15 protein-coding genes are annotated in these 16,482 nt (G+C 73.4%); 9 read left to right on the top strand and 6 right to left on the bottom strand.

The features are described 5' to 3' along the window. Nucleotides 1-87: 87 nt before the first annotated feature. Complete coding sequence (locus ACJX2R_RS05095; RefSeq protein WP_413098976.1) at nt 88-1,344, top strand: cytochrome P450; 1,257 nt, start codon at nt 88-90, stop codon at nt 1,342-1,344. Here ACJX2R_RS05095 and ACJX2R_RS05100 read toward each other — a convergent pair. Then, nucleotides 1,341-1,967 (bottom strand): ATP-binding protein, encoded by a 627-nt coding sequence (locus ACJX2R_RS05100; protein ID WP_413098977.1) that lies wholly within the window; start codon nt 1,965-1,967, stop codon nt 1,341-1,343. The two genes, ACJX2R_RS05095 and ACJX2R_RS05100, sit on opposite strands and share 4 nt — an antisense overlap. A 198-nt stretch (nt 1,968-2,165) precedes the next feature. Here ACJX2R_RS05100 and ACJX2R_RS05105 point away from each other — a divergent pair, with 198 nt between their 5' ends. The 4 genes from ACJX2R_RS05105 to ACJX2R_RS05120 all read left to right on the top strand — a co-directional run bounded on the left by ACJX2R_RS05105 (nt 2,166) and on the right by ACJX2R_RS05120 (nt 6,034). Continuing rightward, nucleotides 2,166-2,933 (top strand): IclR family transcriptional regulator, encoded by a 768-nt coding sequence (locus ACJX2R_RS05105; RefSeq protein ID WP_413098978.1) that lies wholly within the window; start codon nt 2,166-2,168, stop codon nt 2,931-2,933. Between the two features lie 43 nt (nt 2,934-2,976). After that, complete coding sequence (glpK, locus tag ACJX2R_RS05110; RefSeq protein ID WP_413098979.1) at nt 2,977-4,482, top strand: glycerol kinase GlpK; 1,506 nt, start codon at nt 2,977-2,979, stop codon at nt 4,480-4,482. Nucleotides 4,483-4,641: 159 nt separating this feature from the next. After that, nucleotides 4,642-5,043 (top strand): SseB family protein, encoded by a 402-nt coding sequence (locus ACJX2R_RS05115; protein WP_037964666.1) that lies wholly within the window; start codon nt 4,642-4,644, stop codon nt 5,041-5,043. A gap of 154 nt (nt 5,044-5,197) precedes the next feature. Beyond that, nucleotides 5,198-6,034: an undecaprenyl-diphosphate phosphatase gene (locus tag ACJX2R_RS05120; RefSeq protein WP_262698161.1), complete on the top strand. Its 837-nt coding sequence runs from the start codon at nt 5,198-5,200 to the stop codon at nt 6,032-6,034. Nucleotides 6,035-6,081: 47 nt separating this feature from the next. On the opposite strand, the gene ACJX2R_RS05125 is transcribed toward ACJX2R_RS05120, so the two are convergent. Further along, nucleotides 6,082-7,230: an alkene reductase gene (locus ACJX2R_RS05125; protein WP_413098980.1), complete on the bottom strand. Its 1,149-nt coding sequence runs from the start codon at nt 7,228-7,230 to the stop codon at nt 6,082-6,084. Nucleotides 7,231-7,318: 88 nt separating this feature from the next. Here ACJX2R_RS05125 and ACJX2R_RS05130 point away from each other — a divergent pair, with 88 nt between their 5' ends. Both ACJX2R_RS05130 and ACJX2R_RS05135 read left to right on the top strand, forming a co-directional pair. Further along, nucleotides 7,319-8,260 (top strand): sigma-70 family RNA polymerase sigma factor, encoded by a 942-nt coding sequence (locus tag ACJX2R_RS05130; RefSeq protein ID WP_413098981.1) that lies wholly within the window; start codon nt 7,319-7,321, stop codon nt 8,258-8,260. Beyond that, a complete protein-coding gene (locus ACJX2R_RS05135) occupies nt 8,253-8,597 on the top strand; it encodes a hypothetical protein (RefSeq protein WP_413098982.1) in 345 nt (114 codons plus the stop codon). The genes ACJX2R_RS05130 and ACJX2R_RS05135 overlap by 8 nt, the downstream gene beginning before the upstream one ends. Nucleotides 8,598-9,472: 875 nt before the next feature. Here the strand turns inward: ACJX2R_RS05135 and ACJX2R_RS05140 are convergent. Together ACJX2R_RS05140 and ACJX2R_RS05145 are read right to left on the bottom strand one after the other, a co-directional pair. Then, on the bottom strand, nt 9,473-10,330 hold the full coding sequence (locus ACJX2R_RS05140) for an oxidoreductase (RefSeq protein ID WP_413098983.1): 858 nt from the start codon (nt 10,328-10,330) through the stop codon (nt 9,473-9,475). Then, nucleotides 10,327-11,202 (bottom strand): helix-turn-helix transcriptional regulator, encoded by an 876-nt coding sequence (locus tag ACJX2R_RS05145; protein ID WP_413098984.1) that lies wholly within the window; start codon nt 11,200-11,202, stop codon nt 10,327-10,329. Before ACJX2R_RS05145 ends, ACJX2R_RS05140 begins: the two co-directional genes overlap by 4 nt. 86 nt (nt 11,203-11,288) lie before the next feature. Here ACJX2R_RS05145 and ACJX2R_RS05150 point away from each other — a divergent pair, with 86 nt between their 5' ends. Continuing rightward, nucleotides 11,289-12,512 carry a cytochrome P450 gene (locus ACJX2R_RS05150; RefSeq protein ID WP_413098985.1) on the top strand — a complete coding sequence of 408 codons (1,224 nt, stop codon included), beginning with the start codon at nt 11,289-11,291 and terminating at the stop codon, nt 12,510-12,512. 81 nt (nt 12,513-12,593) lie between these two features. On the opposite strand, the gene menC is transcribed toward ACJX2R_RS05150, so the two are convergent. Both menC and ACJX2R_RS05160 read right to left on the bottom strand, forming a co-directional pair. Then, the gene (menC, locus tag ACJX2R_RS05155; protein ID WP_413098986.1) at nt 12,594-13,703 is read right to left on the bottom strand and encodes an o-succinylbenzoate synthase; all 1,110 of its coding nucleotides are present in this window, start codon (nt 13,701-13,703) and stop codon (nt 12,594-12,596) included. Next, a complete protein-coding gene (locus ACJX2R_RS05160; RefSeq protein WP_413098987.1) occupies nt 13,700-14,614 on the bottom strand; it encodes a chorismate synthase in 915 nt (304 codons plus the stop codon). The genes menC and ACJX2R_RS05160 overlap by 4 nt, the downstream gene beginning before the upstream one ends. Nucleotides 14,615-14,738: 124 nt before the next feature. Here ACJX2R_RS05160 and ACJX2R_RS05165 point away from each other — a divergent pair, with 124 nt between their 5' ends. Next, nucleotides 14,739-16,415, top strand: a complete 1,677-nt coding sequence (locus ACJX2R_RS05165) for a PucR family transcriptional regulator (RefSeq protein ID WP_413098988.1) — start codon at nt 14,739-14,741, stop codon at nt 16,413-16,415. Nucleotides 16,416-16,482 lie beyond the last annotated feature (67 nt).

Below are 16,482 nucleotides of genomic sequence, written 5' to 3' on the forward strand. Positions count from 1 at the left end.
CCGGCCCACCGTGCGGAGCTACGCTCGAAAGGGAGGGACTCGGTTCGCGAGGAAGGGGCTCGGTTCGCCTTCGAAAGGAGCGTTTCCGTGTCCGTCACATCACGCGCGGCAGCTCCGGCGCCGCTGCCCAGACATCGCGACTGCCCCTTCGATCCGCCCGGTGCCTACGCGGCGCTGCGGGAGGACGGCGGGGCCAGTCGGCTGGCCTTCCCGGACGGCAAGGTGGGCTGGCTGCTCACCCGGCACGAGGACGTGACGCGGCTGCTGGCGGACGACCGCTTCAGCTCGGACCGCCGCCGCACCTCCTCACCGGTGCACGCGTTTCCGGTCCGCCCGGACGACCGCCGGATGCTGGGCTCGTTCATCGGTATGGACCCGCCCGAGCACACCCGCTACCGGCGGCTGCTGAGCAAGTGGTTCACCGCCCGGGGGCTGCGGGGGCTGCAACCGCGGATCGAGGAGATCGTCGAGGACCACCTGGCCGCGATGGAGCGCGCCGGCCCCCCGGTCGACCTGGTGACGTCGTTCGCCCAGCCGATCCCGTCGCTGGTGATCTGCGAGCTGCTGGGGGTGCCGTACGAGGACCGGGCCGACTTCCAGCGGTGGGCCACCGCTCTGCTCCGGCTCGGCCGGCGCGAGGAGGAGGTCTACGCGGCCCGGGACGCGCTGTGGGAGTACATGCGGGGGCTGATCGACGCCAAGCGGCGGCGGCCGGACGAGGCGCTGCTCTCGCGTCTCGTGGGCGGCGATCACGACACGCCCGGCGGCCCCGGCAGCGCCACGGCGGCCGGGCTGACCGACGAGGAGCTGACCGGTGTGGGGCTGCTGCTGCTCGTCGCGGGCCATGAGACGACGGCGAACATGCTGGCCCTTGGCACCTACGCGCTGCTGCGCCACCCCGAGCAGTCGCGCGAGGTGCGCGAGCGGCCCGAGGTGATCGACCACGCGGTCGAGGAGCTGCTGCGGTATCTGACCATCGTCCAGTTCGGGATCGTACGGGTCGCGCGGGAAGACCTCGAGATCGCCGGGGCGCGGGTACGGGCCGGGGAGACGGTGGTGGGGGCGCTGGCCTCGGCCAACCGGGACGCCGCGCGGTTCGCCGCCCCGGACACCCTGGACGTCACCCGCGACCCGGGCGATCAGATCGCCTTCGGCCACGGCGTTCACCAGTGCCTGGGCCAGCATCTGGCGCGGATGGAGATGCGTACGGGCTACCCCGCCCTGCTGCGGCGCTTCCCCACGCTCCGCCTGGCGGTGCCGCCCGACGAGGTGCCGCTGCGCCACGACATGCTGATCTACGGAGTCCACCGGCTCCCGGTCACCTGGGACCGGGCAGGTGGTTAGGCGGCCGGCAGGTCCGCCCACCAGGTGATGCCCTCATGGCAGGTGTGGCTGCCGTGGCGCGAGGACAGCGCGGTGACGATGCCGAGCCCGCGGCCGTGCTCATCGGGCTCGATGTCCTCGTCCGCCCGCTGATCGGCGGGGATCGGGCCCCCGTCGGTGACCTCGATGCGCAGGCCGGCGCGGCCCTCGCACTCGGTCCAGCTCAGCCGCAGCACGGCCGGGGGCAGGGCGTGCAGGATCGCGTTGGTGACCAGCTCCGAGATCACCATGAGCGCCTCGTCGACCCGGTCGGCCGACAGCTCCCATTCGGACAGCAGCGCGTGCGCCCGCCGCCGTACGGTGGCGACGGCCTCGCAGATGTGCGGGACGGGCAGGACATGGTCGCCGGCCTCGTCCGCCGGGGGCGGGGCCGGGGCCTCGTCGCGCATCGCCGCCGACGGCCGGTCCGGGTTTTCGGCGCGGGCGGCCCCCGACGCCATCAGGGGGTTCGGGTCCGGCGCCTGGGAGCCGATGAGACGGACGCCGGTGAGATCGACGGCCCCCGCGGTCTGCCCGGTCACGCCGTGCCTGGTGGCACCGGGCCCGGTGACGCCGGGCGTCGGCAGGCTCAGATGTTCCGCCACGTCTCCTCCTCTCCAAGCCGGGTTGGGTCTCTCCGCCGGGCACCCTTCGGGTCACCTTTCGGCATACTGCTCTTCTTGTCCCGATACGGACGCTATTGGCGCCAACCGCCGGGGTCAACGAATCCGGGTCGGCATTGCCGAACGTTTGGCGTTCTCGCCGACAGGCTGTGCCACTGGCCGAAGAGCTACGATCGCGACATGGCCGGCCCGGTGCAGTCCATCGAGCGGGCGGCGGCGATCCTGCGGCTGCTCGCCCAGGGCTCCGGTCGGCTCAGTCTGGGCGAGGTGGCGGCCTCGCTCGGCCTCGCGAAAGGCACCGCGCACGGGATTCTGCGCACCCTTCAGAGCGTCGACTTCGTCGAACAGGACAAGGCGACGGGGAAGTACCAGCTCGGCGCGGCGCTGCTGCACCTGGGGACCAGCTATCTCGACATCAACGAGCTGCGGTCCCGCTCCATCAACTGGACCGACGCCCTGGCCGCGCGCAGCGGTGAGGCGGTCCGCCTCGGAGTGCCCCTGGAGGGCAAGGTCCTCATCGTCCACCACGTCTTCCGGCCCGATGACACCTTCCAGACCCTGGACGTGGGCTCGCTGCTGCCCCTGCACGCCAGCGCGCTGGGCAAGATCTTGCTGGCGTACGGGGCGACTCCCCTGGAGCCACTCATGGAAACCGAACTGGAGAGCTACACCCGGCACACGCTCGACTCCCCCCAGCAGCTGAGCCGGGCGCTGGCCGAGATCCGCGACACCGGGTGGGCGTTCGCGGCACAGGAAATGATGATGGGCGAGGCGGACGTCGCCGCGCCGATCCGCGGACAGGGCGGCCTGGTGGTGGGCGCCGTCGGCATCTCCGGCGCCATGGACCGCCTCTGCGACAGCAAGGGACGGCCGCATGGCTCGCTCGTCGGGCTGACGCGCGACGCCGCCCGGGCGATCTCCCGCGATCTCGGCGCGGCCCGCTGGTGATGCCCCATGCCCTGCTCCAACCCGCCCGAAGACAGGCCAGGCCATGGTTGAACGCTATGTGATGTCCATCGACCAGGGCACCATGTCCACCCGGTGCATCCTCTTCGACCACCAGGGACGGCTGGTCTCGGTCGGCCAGCGAGAACATGAGCAGCACTTCGCCAGGCCCGGCTGGGCCGAGCACGACCCCGCCGAGATCTGGTCCCATCTGTGCCGTGTGGTCGTCCCCCGGGCCCTGGAGGGCGCGGGGATCCGCCCCGAGCAGATCGCGGCGATCGGCATCGCCAATCAGCGCGAGACCACGGTGGTCTGGGACCGCCGCACCGGCGTTCCGGTGGGCCACGCCATCACCTGGCAGGACACCCGTACCAGCGGCTATGTCGAGGAGCTGCGGCGGACCACCGGTGACGACTTCTTCCTGGAACGCTGCGGACTGTCGCCCACGACCTACTTCTCCGCGCCACGGCTGCGCTGGCTGTTCGACCATGTCGACGGCTTGCGCGAGCGCGCGGAGCGCGGCGAGGTGCTGTTCGGCACCATGGAGAGCTGGCTGATCTGGAACCTCACCGGAGGGCCCGACGGCGGACTGCACCTGACCGACGCCACCAACGCCAGCCGCACCATGCTGATGAACATCCGCAGCCTGGCCTGGGACGATGAACTGCTGGCCTATTTCGATGTGCCCCGGGCGATGCTGCCGGAGATCCGCTCCTCCGCCGAGTGCTACGGCATGGCCCGCACCCTGCTGCCGGACGTCCCGATCTGCGCGGCCCTCGGCGATCAGCAGGCGGCGCTCTTCGGGCAGACGTGCTTCGCCCCCGGCGAGGCGAAGTGCACCTATGGCACCGGCAGCTTCCTCCTGGTCAACACCGGCACCGAGCTCGTACGGTCCCGGCACGGGCTGCTGACCACGGTGGGCTACAAGGTCGGCGACGAGCCGCCGGTCTACGCCCTGGAGGGCCCGATCGCCGTCACCGGCTCACTGGTGCAGTGGTTCCGCGACCGCCTGGGGCTGATCCACAGCGCCCCGGAGATCGAGACCCTCGCCCGCGGCGTCGAGGACAACGGCGGCTGCTACATCGTCCCCGCCTTCTCCGGTCTCTTCGCCCCGCACTGGCGCAGCGACGCACGCGGGGTGATCGTCGGGCTCACCTCGTACATCACCAAGGGGCATCTGGCCCGGGCCGTCCTGGAGGCCACCGGGTGGCAGACCCGGGAGGTGGTCGACGCCATCAACGCCGACTCGCCCCGGCCGCTGCGCCAGCTGAAGGTGGACGGCGGGATGACCTCGAACAATCTGCTGATGCAGTTCCTGGCCGACGTCCTGGACATGCCCGTGGTGCGCCCCATGGTCTCCGAGACCGTCTCCCTCGGCGCCGCCTACGCCGCCGGGCTCGCCTCCGGCTACTGGCCGGATCTGGAGGGGCTGCGCCGCAACTGGCACCGCGCGGCCCAGTGGATGCCCACCATGGACCCCCCGCGGCGGGAGGCGGAGTACGAGAACTGGCGGCGGGCGGTCGAGAGGTCGCTGGGCTGGGCCAGGTCGTAGCCCGGGGCATATTCCGCCACGGCCGGCGCGGGAATCGAGGCGGAACGGGACGTGTGAGTTCCCTGAGGCGGGGTATTCGAGCCAGCCGCGGCTGTTCACTCGAGCCGCTCTGGGACCCAGAAACCCATGAAGACCCAAACCCGATCCATGGACGGAATCATGACCAGCCCTTCCGATGAAAACGTCTCCGCCACCCAGCAGGCCCTAGGCGAGCTGGCGGCCGACCGGGCGGACGAGTCGGCGCTGAACACCCTTGCCAACAGTGAAGTCCTCCTCCCCTCCGCCGAGACCGGAGAGGAGACGGACCCGCAGGCCGTGACCCTGCCCGTGTTCCAGCAGGAGGACGGCGCGCAGCTGGTACCGGTCTTCACCACTCCGGCCCGGATGCACCAGGCCCTGCCGCAGATCGAGCGGTACCACCTGGTGCCGCTGGGCGCGCTGGCCCAGGGATGGCCCTCCGAAGAGCTCTCGCTGACCATCGACGCGGGCGCCCCGGAGGCCGTCACCCTCTCGGCCACCGGTGTGCGGAGCCTGCTCAGCGGCTCCGGCCCGGCCGCCTGACCCTCCCGCGGCGGTCCGTGCCCCTGCTCCGTACGGGCACGGGCCGCGGCGATGCACGCCCTCCGCGGCCGTTCGCTGATTGGCCATCGTCCCGCTCATCGTCTACCGTCCCGTGGACAACTGATCACGGAAAGCCACCGGCGGGACGGACCACGTGAGCGCGATCAACATCGGACAGGCCGTCGTTCTCGGCGTCGTGGAGGGGGTCACGGAGTTCCTCCCGGTCTCGTCCACCGGGCACCTCAAGATCACTGAGGGGCTGATGGACATCCCGGTGGACGACAAGTCCGTCGTGGCCTTCACCGCGGTGATCCAGGTCGGCGCCATCGCCGCCGTCCTCCTGTACTTCTTCCGCGACATCCGCCGCTTCGCCACCGCGTGGGCGCGGGGGCTGGTCAACCGCGAGGAGCGGTACCACCACGACTACAAGTTCGCGTGGTGGGTCATCTACGCCACGATCCCCATCGTGGTGGTGGGCCTGGCCGCCAAGCCGCTGATCGAGGGCCCGCTCGCCTCCCTGTGGGTGGTGGCCGCCTCACTGATCGTGGGCAGCGGGCTGATGTGGCTGGCCGACCGGATGGGCCGCCACAAGCGCGGGGAGGACGACACCAGCGTCAAGGACGCGATGCTGGTCGGCTCCTCGCAGATCCTCGCGCTGCTCTTCCCCGGCTTCTCCCGCTCGGGCGCCACGATGGCCACCGGCCTCATGCTCGACCTGGACCGGGTGGCCGCCACCCGGCTCTCGTTCTTCCTGGGCATTCCGTCGCTGACCGGCGCGGGGCTCTACGAGCTCAAGGACGCCATGGGCGGTGGCGTGGGCACGATGCCGCTCGCGGTGGGCACGGTGGTGTCCTTCGCGGTGGCCTACGCCTCCATCGCGTGGCTGCTGAAGTTCGTGGCCAAGCATTCGTTCAACGCGTTCGTGATCTACCGGATCGTGATCGGCGCGGCGCTGTTCGGGCTGCTCGGCGCGGGCGTCCTCAACGCCTGACGCCGTTCCGGGCGCCCCTCAACGCCTGACGCCGCTGTGGGCGCCCCTCAACGCCTGACGCCGTCGCTCCAGCGGCTCGCCGGATAGTCGACATAGCCACCCGCCCCGCCGGCGTAGTACGTGTCCGGGTCGCCCGCCGCCAGCTCGCGGTCCAGGGCGAACCGGGCCACGAGGTCGGGGTTGGCCACGAAGTGGGTGGCGTAGGAGACGGCGTCCGCGACCCCGGCCCCGATCACCGCGTTGCCGGTCTCCCGGCCGAAGCCGTGGTTGGCGATCAGCGGGCCGTCGAAGAGGCGGCGGTAGCGGGCGAAGGCCTCGTGGTCCGGGGCGGCGCCGGGCGCGACGGGGTTCGGTCCCCGCAGATGCAGATAGGCCAGGGGGTGGTCGCACAACTCCGCCACCAGCGCGTCGTAGTCGGCGAGCGTCCGCTCGTCGGCGGTGAACCGCTCGGCGGTCCAGTACGGCGACAGGCGCACGCCCACCCGGCGGCCGTCCCAGGCCGCGGCGGCCGCGTCGACGATCTCCATCAGCAGTCGCCGCCGTCCCGCCGGGTCGCCGCCGTAGGCGTCGCGGCGGCGGTTCAGCCGTGGATTGAGGAACTGCGGGATCAGGAACGAGCCGAGGGCGTGCACCTCGACCCCGTCGAAACCGGCGCGGCGGGCGTTCACCGCGGCCGCGCGGTACTCCGCGACCGTGTCCCGGATGTCGTTGATCGTCATCTCCCGTGGGGTGACCGTGGCCCTGGGCCCGCCGGGGGTGTAGGTCCGCTCCCGGGGGTCGACCGCCGACGGACCGGCCGGCAGGGCGCCCCCGAGGTGGTCGGGGTGCGAGGCGGCGCCGGTGTGCCACAGCTGGAGCACGATCCGGCCGCCGAGGGCGTGGACGAGGTCGGTGACCCGGCGCCACCCGCTGATCTGCTCCTCGCTGTAGACGCCGGGGACGTTCGGGAAGCCGATGGCCCGCTCGCTCACCCAGGTCCCCTCGGTGATGATCAGCCCGGCCCCGGCCCGCTGACCGTAGTAGTCCGTGTGCATGCCGTTCGGGACCAGCCCCTCGCCCGTGGCCCGGGCCCGGGTCATGGGCGCCATCACCACCCGGTTGGGCAGCCGGAGGTCCCCCAGCTCCGCGGGGCGCAGCAGCGGCTGGTCCAGGACGGTCGAACAGGTGGTGGTCATGGTTGTCCAGGTGGTGGTCATGGTTGTCTCTCCTCGTCACCTCTGCCGCGTGGGACACGTCGTGGTTACGTCTGGGGAAGTGACGGAGCGCGGCGAGGAAAGGTGACCGATGGACGGGCGGAAGCCGGAGAACGGACAGCACCCGCAGGACGGGCTGGCGGAGCGCTTCGAGACCCACCGCGGCCAGTTGCGGGCGGTCGCCTACCGGATGCTCGGCTCGCTCAGCGAGGCGGACGACGCCGTGCAGGAGACATGGCTGCGGCTCAGCCGCGCGGACGCCGAGGCGGTCGGGAACCTGACCGGCTGGCTGCGGACGGTGGTCTCCCGGATCTGTCTGGACATGCTGCGCTCCCGCACCGCGCGCCGGGAGGAGCCGGTCGGCGAGGAGCTGCCCGAGATGGCCCAGGAGACCGGGGACGGCGGCGGTCCGGAGGACGAGGCGGTGCTGGCCGACTCGGTCGGCAGGGCGCTGCTCGTGGTGCTGGACACGCTGGGCCCGGCCGAGCGGATCGCCTTTGTGCTGCACGATGTGTTCGCGGTGCCGTTCGACCGGATCGCGCCCATCGTGGAGCGCTCACCGGTCGCCGCGAAGAAGCTGGCCAGCCGCGCCCGCCAGAAGGTGCGGGGCATCGCGGCGGTACCCCGCGCCGAGCTGGACCGGCAGCGGCGCACCGTCGACGCCTTCCTCACCGCCGCCCGCGGCGGGGACATGGAGGCGCTGCTCGCGGTGCTGGACCCGGATGTCGTCCGGCGTGCCGACCGCGCCGCGCTGCCCGAGGGGGTGCCCACGGTGGCCCGCGGCGCGCGGGCGGTGGCCGAGGAGACCGCCGGTTTCGCGCCGAGGGCGCGGTTCGCGGAGCCCGCGCTGGTGAACGGGTCCGTAGGGGTGGTCGTGGCCCCGCGCGGTCGGCTGCTCCTCGCCCTGACCGTCACCGTCGAGGACGGGAGGATCGCCGCGTACGAGGTGATCGCCGACCCCGCGCGGCTGAGCCGTCTGGAACTCGGCCTCCTCGACGACGTACGGCCTCACGTAGCCTCGGCCCATGAGTGACTTACTCCCGTACCTGATCGTCGCCGGGGTGCTCGCCGCGCTCATGGGCTTCCTCGGCTGGGTGGCCTCCCTCGCCCGCCGCCGTGGCGCCACCGGCGCGGCCCTGCGGGCGGCCCTGGCCTCCCACGACGAGGCGTTCCGGGTCACGGCGTACGACTCCCACCAGGAGATCGTGGCCCAGGCGGAGCGCAAGGCGCCGGCCCTCTCCCCCGACGGCAAGTGGACGCCGAGCCACACCCTGGCGAGCGCGGCGGGCCGTCGAACCTCCGGGCCACGAGCGCCCCGGCCCCGGCGGGGGCCGCTGCGCCGGTGGGGCCGCCGGGTGCGGGGCCGCTGAGGGCGCGGCGGACGCTTATGTCCCCTCCCCGCCCCTTCCCGAAACCGGGGCCCTGCCCCAGGCCCCGTCCGTGGCTCCGCCCCTGAACCCCGGCGCCCGACGGCGGAGCCCCGGAACGAGGCAGAACCGCATATCGACGCTGCGGGAAGGGGCGGAGCCCCGCCCCGGAAGTCTGGGGCGGAGCCCCAGCACGGAGCCTGGGCCGAAGCCCCGGCACGGGGCCTGAGGCAGAGCCCCGGCACGGGGTCTGGGGCAGAGCCCCGGAACTGGGCCTGGGGCGGAGCCCCTGCACCGGGCCTGAGGCAGAGCCCCGGTACGGGGGGCCTGGGCGAAGCCCCGGTACGGGGCCTGGGGCAGAGCCCCAGCACGGGGCCTGGACGAAGCCCCTGCACCGGGCCTGAGCCGGAGCCCCGGCACCGGGCCTGAGGCAGAGCCCCAGCACGGGGCCTGGACGAAGCCCCTGCACCGGGCCTGAGCCGGAGCCCCGGCACGGGGTCTGGGGCAGAGCCCCGGAACAGGGCCTGGGGCGGAGCCCCTGCACCGGGCCTGAGGCAGAGCCCCAGCACGGGGCCTGGACGAAGCCCCTGCACCGGGCCTGAGCCGGAGCCCCGGCACGGGGTCTGGGGCGGAGCCCCAGCACGGGGTCTGGGGCGGAGCCCCGGAACAGGGCCTGGGGCGGAGCCCCGGAACGGGGGCCTGGGGCAGAGCCCCGGAACAGGGCCTGGGGCGGAGCCCCTGCACGGGGTCTGGGGCAGAGCCCCGGAACGGGGGCCTGGGGCGGAGCCCCGGAACGGGGGCCTGGGGCTTCGCCCCGGATTCGGGAAGGGGCGGGGAGGGGGCAGCCCGCCGCAGGCGTCACCAGCCGCCGGACGGCCCTAGGACGTCGCGGCCACCGGGTAGTCGGCTCCGAGGGTCACCTCGCGCCAGGTGTCGAAGGTGGCCCTGAGGGAGTCCAGCCGGGCCTGGGCGATGTCGTAGGCGGCCTTGCCGAGCAGCAGCCGCAGCGGGGGTTCCGCCGCCTCCACCGCGCCGATGACGGCCTCGGCCGCGCGGACCGGGTCGCCGGGCTGGTGGCCGTAGGTGGCGAGGGTGCCGGCGCGCCGTGCGCCCGCGGTACCGGCGTAGTCGTCGATGGTGGTGGCGGACTGGCGCATGGAGGGGCCGGACCAGTTGGTGCGGAAGGCGGCGGGTTCGACGATCGTCACCTTGATGCCCAGCGGGGCCACCTCGGCGGCGAGCGATTCGGACAGGCCCTCCACGGCGAACTTGGTGGCGTGGTAGTAGCCGGTGGCGCCGAAGGCGGCCAGGCCGCCGAGCGACGAGATGTTCACGATGTGGCCGGCGCGGCGGGCGCGCATGCCCGGCAGTACCGCGCGGGTGACGTCCACCAGGCCGAAGACATTGGTGTCGAACAGGGCCCTGACCTCCTCGTCCTCGCCCTCCTCGAGCGCGGCGAGGTACCCGTAGCCCGCGTTGTTGACGAGTACGTCGATGTGGCCGAAGGCGGTTTCCGCCTCCTTCACCGCCTCCGCCACCCGGTCCTTGTCGGTGACGTCGAGCGCCAGGGCCAGCGCGCGGTCCCCGTGACCGGCGACGATGTCGGCCACCTGCCGGGGGTCGCGGGCGGTGACCACCGCACGGTGGCCGTGGCCGAGTACGGCGGTGGCCAGGGCCCGGCCCAGACCGGTGGAGCAGCCGGTGATGAACCAGACGGGCGAGTCATTGACGGTCATGCGGATGTGTCCTTCGTCGTGGTGCTCATGGAGTCGTGGGGCGCCTCCACCACATCGGCGGTGAGGCTGCCCAGCAGGGCCAGCGCCTGCTCGGACGGGCTGCCCGGCTCGGCCTGGTAGACGATGAGCTGCTGACCGGGGGCGCCGTTCACGGTCAGTGCCTCGTACTCCAGCGTCAGCTCACCGACCAGGCGGTGCCGGAAGCGCTTGGTCTCATGGGTCTTCTGGCGGATGTCATGGCGGGCCCACAGCCGCCGGAACGTCTCGCTCTTCAGCGACAGCTCGCCGACGACGGCGATCAGTTCCGGGTCCTCGGCGTCGATTCCGGCCGCCGCGCGGAGCCCGGCGACGCTGTTGACCGCCACCCGCTCCCAGTCGGGGTAGAACTCCCGCGCGTCCGGGTCGAGGAAGACCAGCCGCATCAGATCCCGGCTGTGGGTGTGCCCGTCGAAGAGGGCCCCGCCCAGGGTGTTGTGGGCCAGTACGGTCAGACAGCGGCCCAGGACCACGGCCGGGGTCCGCGGCCAGCCCTCCATCATCCGCAGCAGGGCCGGGCTCACCCGCTCCCGCCGCGCGGCCGGGCGGCGCCGGCCGGAGGCCGGACGGGCCAGCCGGTGCAGATGGGCGACCGCGTCCTCCTCCAGCACCAGCGCCCGGGCCAGCGCCTCGACCACCTGCGCCGAGGGATTCCGCTCCCGGCCCTGCTCCAGCCGTATGTAGTAGTCGGTGCTGACCCCGGCCAGCAGTGCGACCTCCTCCCGGCGCAGCCCCGCCACCCGGCGCCGGCCGGCGGGCAGGATGTCCACGTCCTCGGGCCGCACCCGTTCACGGCGGGCGCGCAGAAAGCGCCCCAGAGGGTTCTCGCTGTCCATGAAAACGAGCGTAGACGGGGGAAAGCGCGGTCAGGCCCTCGTAAGGTGGCCGCGCTACTCCTACCCTGACCCGGGGGGTGCCGCCCATGGACCACTACGGGGAGCGCAGGGTCGACTACGGGGAGCGCGGGGTCGGCCGGGGGCCGGACGGAGACGGCTGCCCGGTGCGGCGGGGGCCGGACGGGATCTGGCAGGTGTCCGGCTACGAGGAGGCCCGCGCCGTGCTGCGCGCCACGGCCACCGTCCAGGCCGGGCTCGGCGTCGAGACGGTGGAGAAGCTGCCGTCCCGGTTCCGGCGGCCGGTGCTCTACCGGGACGGTCCGGAACACCGCGAGGACCGGCGGCAGACCGCCCGGTTCTTCACTCCGCGCCGGGTGGACGAGCACTACCGCGAGGTCATGGTCGAGGTGGCGGAGGCACAGCTCGACACGGTCCGGAAGACCGGCCGGGGCCACCTCGCCGAGCTGAGCTTCCATCTCGCCATCGAGGTGGCCAGTGCCGTGATCGGCCTCACGGAGAGCCGCCCCGGAATCCGGGGGCGACTCGAGCGCTTCTTCCCCGAGAAGTTCGGAACACCCGGGCTGACCAGCCTCCACGGGATCCGCTGGCTGGTGCGGCAGAACTCCAACTGGCTGCGGGTCTACTGGGGTGATGTCCGCCCTGCCGTACGGACCCGGCGGCGACGGCGGCGCGACGACCTGATCTCCCATCTGCTGGACGAGGGGTGTTCGTCCGGCGAGATCCTGGGGGAATGCCTCACGTTCGCGGCCGCAGGCATGGTCACCACCAGGGAGTTCGTCAATGTGGCCGCGTGGCATCTGTTCGGCGACAGCGCCCTGCTGGCTCGCTACCGGGCCGCCGACGAGCCCGGCCGGATCGCGGTCCTCCAGGAGATCCTGCGGCTCGAACCGGTCATCGGCCGGCTCCGCCGCCGTACCACCGCACCGCTCCGGCTGCCCGGCGACGGCCGGGGCCCGGACGCGGAAGTGACCGTCCCGGCCGGGGAGTTGGTCGACGTTCTGCTGCACCGCGCCAATCTCGACGCCCGTACGGTGGGCGAGCGGCCGGAGCGGCTGTGTCCGGGCCGCCCGATGGCCGGGGGCGCGGGGGCGCCGGGGCTGTCGTTCGGGGACGGTGCGCACAAATGCCCCGGGGCCACCATCGCGCTCCTGGAGACGGACGTCTTCCTGAGCCGGCTGTTCGCCCTGCCCGGCATCCGTATGGCGGCCCCGCCCAGGGTCGGCTTCAAGGACGGGATCGACAGCTATGAGCTGCGCGGCTGCACGGTCGTGCTCACCGACCGGACCTGACCGGACGGACCTCACCGGACGGACCTGACGAGAGACCTGGCCGGACCGGACCGGATCTGACCGGCCGGTGGCGGGCGCGGGTCACCGCGGGTACAGCCGCCGCCGTGCCGTGGTGAAACGGGCGAGGGCGTCCGGGAGCGGGTCGATGCCGATACCCGGCGCGGTGGGCACCGGGAGGTGGCCGTCCCGGAGGACGAACGGCTCGGTGATGTCCTCGGCGAAGTACCGGCCGGAGGCCGAGGTGTCACCGGGCAGGGTGCAACCGGGCAGGGCGGCGAGGGCCAGGTTGGGGGCGCGGCCGATACCGGTCTCCAGCATGCCCCCGCACCACACCGGGACGCCGTGGGCGGCGGCGAGGTCATGGATGCGGCGGGCCTCCGGATAGCCGCCGACCCGGGCCGGTTTGATGTTGATGACCCGACAGGCGTCCATCGCGATCGCGGACGCGGCGTCGCGCGCGTTGTGGATGGACTCGTCCAGGCAGACCGGGGTGGTCAGTCGCCGCTGGAGCCGGGCGTGGGCGTGGAGGTTGTTCTCCTCCAGCGGCTCCTCGATGAGCAGCAGCCCGAACTCGTCGAGTTTCCTGAGGTGTTCGGCGTCGGCGAGGGTGTACGCGGTGTTGGCGTCGACCTGGAGCGGCAGCGCCTCGCCGAACCGTTCCCGTACGGCGCGCACCGGCTCCACGTCCCAGCCCGGCTCGATCTTCAGCTTGATGCGCACGTAGCCCTCGGCGAGATACCGCTCGACGTCGTCGATCAGCTCGGGGAGGGAGTCCTTGATGCCGACGGACACCCCGGCGGGCACCCGCTCGTGGACCGAGCCGAGGAAAGTGGCCAGCGGCATACCGTGGGCGCGCAGTTCGGCGTCGAGCAGCGCGGTCTCCAGGGCGGCCTTGGCCAGCTCATGGCCCTTGACGGCGGCCATGGCGGCGGCGAGGGCCGCGGTCGTGGGCGTGGGGAGGGCGGCCACCCTCGGCAGCAGGAAGTCGCGGATCACGATCTCGGCACCGGCGATGAACTCCGCGCAGTACAGCGGCTCCGGGTCGGCGGCGAACTCCGACCAGCCCTCGGCCTGGTCGGTGACGATATGCAGCAGAAAGGTGTCCTTGCTGGTCATCGTCCCGAAGGAGGTACGGAAGGGGGTGACCAGCGGAAGGGCGACATGGAGCAGTTCGGCGCGTTCGAGCCTCATGGCCGCGGGTCCTCTCCGGGGGTGGTCGGGGTGGGGTTCCGGGTGAGCCGGTACCAGCCGTCGCGGGACATCGCGGTGGCCCGGAAGCCCTCGGCGTACGCCTCGGTGAAGACCTCGCGCACGGCGTGCCGCCAGCGCAGCGCCAGGGCCGGGTCGGCGGTGCGCAGCGCGACGATGTCCCCGGGCACCCTGCACCACAGCCGATCCGCGTGGCGGGCGGCGAGTGGGCCGCCGTCGGGGGCGTGGCGGACGACCGGGGCGGCCGCCCGGTCGTCGGTGTCATCGGCGGGTTCGGGTGCGGATGCGGATGCGGGTGCGAGTGCGGGTGCGGGTGCGGGTGCGGGTCGTGCGAGGAGGTCCCAGCGGGCAGTGAGCCGGTCGCTCTCGTCGCCGTCGTTCACCCCGTCGTTCATGGGGCCGTAGAGGTCGACCAGGTACTCGGCACCGATGGCGCCCAGTTTGACCAGGTTGAAGCGGGCGTTACGGGCGACCAGCGGGTCGAAGGTCCAGCGCATGGCGTGGGCCCCGCGCTCCAGGGCCCAGCCGCGCTGGGCCTGTTTGACGGCGTGGCCGACGCCCCGGTCGGAGGCGGTGGCGGCGGCCACGAGCGAGTACACCTCCCGGTCGGTCGGCGGGCCGAAGACCGCGACCGCGGCGCCGGACAGCCGCTCGCCCTCTCGCCCGTCGGGCCCGGTGGTGTACGCGGCGTGCACCGCGCCGCCCGCGTGGACGATGCTGTGCAGCACCTCGGCCGGATAGGGCGGGTTGCTGCGCGGCAGCCGCCACACCTCGGCGAAGAAGTCGGCCACCGCCTGGACACCGGCCACGTCGTGCACGGTGCGGACGGCGACCCCGGCGGCGCGGGCGGCGGCGGTGGCCAGCGCCTCGGCGTCCATCGTCACTGATGTCATGGGCCCGAGTCTCCCGGCGTGTGCCCGCGCTCGAGTTGTCCGGACGCACAAGCGCGTCCTAGGGTCCTGTTGCGATCAGCCAATCGCCTCGCGCGTCAGCCCCCTGGAAGGCCCGGTACCGCCCATGGACACCCGCACCCTCGGGGAGCTTCTGGACACCCTGGGCGAGCCCGCGCTGCGACTGCTCACCGCCCCGTCCGGGCTCACCACGCCCGTCACCGAGGTGCTGCTGTACGACGCCCACGCCCCGTTCCCCGACCGGGCGCCCGGTGCGCTGCTGCTGGCGGTCGGGGTGCGGGCGGAGGCGGCCGGGGCGCTGGTGGACGAGGCGGCGGCCGCGCGGATGGCGGGTCTCGTCGTACGCGGTGAGAGCGGGCCCTCGTCCGGCGGGCAGGAGCTCCCTTCCGAGCAGGCACCCTCGTCCGGGACGGGACCCTCGTCCGGGCAGGGGCAGGGGCAGGGGCAGGGGCAGGGGCTCGCTGATGCCGTAGCCCGGGCGCGGGAGCGGGGGCTGGCCCTGCTCACCGTGGACGAGGACGCCGCCTGGCACCATGTCCATCTGCTGCTGGCCGGTGCGGTCGGGGCCCGGCCCTCCCCAGCGGGTGGCGCCGCGCTCGGCGATCTGTTCTCGCTCGCGGGCGCCGTGGCCACGGCCGTGGGCGGCGCCACCGTGATCGAGGATCCGCGCCAGCGTATCCTCGCCCACTCCACCATCCCCGGCCAGCCCGTGGACGAGCCCAGGCGCCAGGGCATCCTGGGCCGTCAGGTGCCGGGCAGCCCGGAGAACACCGAGCAGTACCGGGTGCTGTTCGCATCCCATGGGCCGGTGCGCCTGCCCGCCCTCAGCGCCGAGGAACTGCCACGGCTGGCCGTCGCCGTACGGGCGGGCGGTGAAACCCTCGGCTCGCTGTGGGTCGTCGACGACGGGACCCTCGCACCGGACGCCGAGGAGGCGCTGGCCCAGGGCGCCTCCACGGCCGCCCTGCTCCTGCTGCGGGCGCGGGCGGCACAGGAACTCTCCCGCCATATGACCGGCGATCTGCTGCGCCGTCTCCTGGACGGCACCGCCGAGCCCGCCACCGCCGCCGAGCGGCTGGGGCTCGCCCCCGGCACACCGGTGCGGGTGGCCGCCTTCGCGCTGGAGGGCGCGGCGGGCGCGCCGGACGGGGAGCAGGCCGCGCTGCGGCTGCTGGATCTCGTACGGCTACAGTGCGAGGCGCGGTACGGGCGGCATGCCTGTGTGCTGGTCGATGGCGTGGTGTACGCGCTGCTGCCCGGGGCGTACGGGCGGGCCGGGGAGCGGCAGCGGCGGCTCGCCGAGGACATCGTGCGCCGCGCGGGGCAGGCGCTGAGGGTGCCGGTGCGGGCCGGTCTCGGCGATGTGGTGCCGGAGGTGGCGGAGGTCCGCGGCTCGCGGGAGGACGCCGATCTGGTGCTGCGGGTGCTCGGCCCGGAGGAGACGGTGGCCGCCATGGCGGAGGTCCGGGCCCGCGCCGTACTGCTCCGGCTCGGTGAACTCCTGGGCGAGCGGCGGGAGTTGGCGGCCGGGGCCTGGCGGGACATCGTGGCGTACGACGCCGGGCACGGCACGGACTACGCCCGGACGCTGGTGTGCTGGCTGGACGCCGGATGCGATATGGCGCGGGCGGCCCGGCTGCTGGCCGTCCACCCCAACACCTGCCGCTACCGGCTGCGGCAGGCGCGGGCGCAGCTGGGCATCGACCTGGACGACCCGGACGAGCGGCTGGTGCTCTGGCTCCAGCTCCGCACGCTCGCCGGGTTGCGGGGTGCGAGCGCCTGAGCGCTCCGCTGGAAGTGCCCCGACCTGCCGTCGATCGTCCGCGGCGGCGTCATGGCTGGTCGCGCCC

Source organism: Streptomyces sp. Inha503, assembly GCF_047215865.1.
GTDB classification, from domain to species: Bacteria; Actinomycetota; Actinomycetes; order Streptomycetales; family Streptomycetaceae; genus Streptomyces; species Streptomyces lycopersici.

What these genes read in the sequence shown, in the direction of transcription:
- ACJX2R_RS05105 (WP_413098978.1), top strand. Translation starts at nt 2,166, where the DNA reads ATGGCCGGCCCGGTGCAGTCCATCGAGCGGGCGGCGGCGATCCTGCGG.
- glpK (WP_413098979.1), top strand. Translation starts at nt 2,977, where the DNA reads ATGGTTGAACGCTATGTGATGTCCATCGACCAGGGCACCATGTCCACC.
- ACJX2R_RS05115 (WP_037964666.1), top strand. Translation starts at nt 4,642, where the DNA reads ATGACCAGCCCTTCCGATGAAAACGTCTCCGCCACCCAGCAGGCCCTA.
- ACJX2R_RS05125 (WP_413098980.1), bottom strand. Translation starts at nt 7,230, where the DNA reads ATGACCACCACCTGGACAACCATGACCACCACCTGTTCGACCGTCCTG.
- ACJX2R_RS05130 (WP_413098981.1), top strand. Translation starts at nt 7,319, where the DNA reads ATGGACGGGCGGAAGCCGGAGAACGGACAGCACCCGCAGGACGGGCTG.
- ACJX2R_RS05135 (WP_413098982.1), top strand. Translation starts at nt 8,253, where the DNA reads ATGAGTGACTTACTCCCGTACCTGATCGTCGCCGGGGTGCTCGCCGCG.
- ACJX2R_RS05140 (WP_413098983.1), bottom strand. Translation starts at nt 10,330, where the DNA reads ATGACCGTCAATGACTCGCCCGTCTGGTTCATCACCGGCTGCTCCACC.
- ACJX2R_RS05145 (WP_413098984.1), bottom strand. Translation starts at nt 11,202, where the DNA reads ATGGACAGCGAGAACCCTCTGGGGCGCTTTCTGCGCGCCCGCCGTGAA.
- ACJX2R_RS05150 (WP_413098985.1), top strand. Translation starts at nt 11,289, where the DNA reads ATGGACCACTACGGGGAGCGCAGGGTCGACTACGGGGAGCGCGGGGTC.
- menC (WP_413098986.1), bottom strand. Translation starts at nt 13,703, where the DNA reads ATGAGGCTCGAACGCGCCGAACTGCTCCATGTCGCCCTTCCGCTGGTC.
- ACJX2R_RS05160 (WP_413098987.1), bottom strand. Translation starts at nt 14,614, where the DNA reads ATGACATCAGTGACGATGGACGCCGAGGCGCTGGCCACCGCCGCCGCC.
- ACJX2R_RS05165 (WP_413098988.1), top strand. Translation starts at nt 14,739, where the DNA reads ATGGACACCCGCACCCTCGGGGAGCTTCTGGACACCCTGGGCGAGCCC.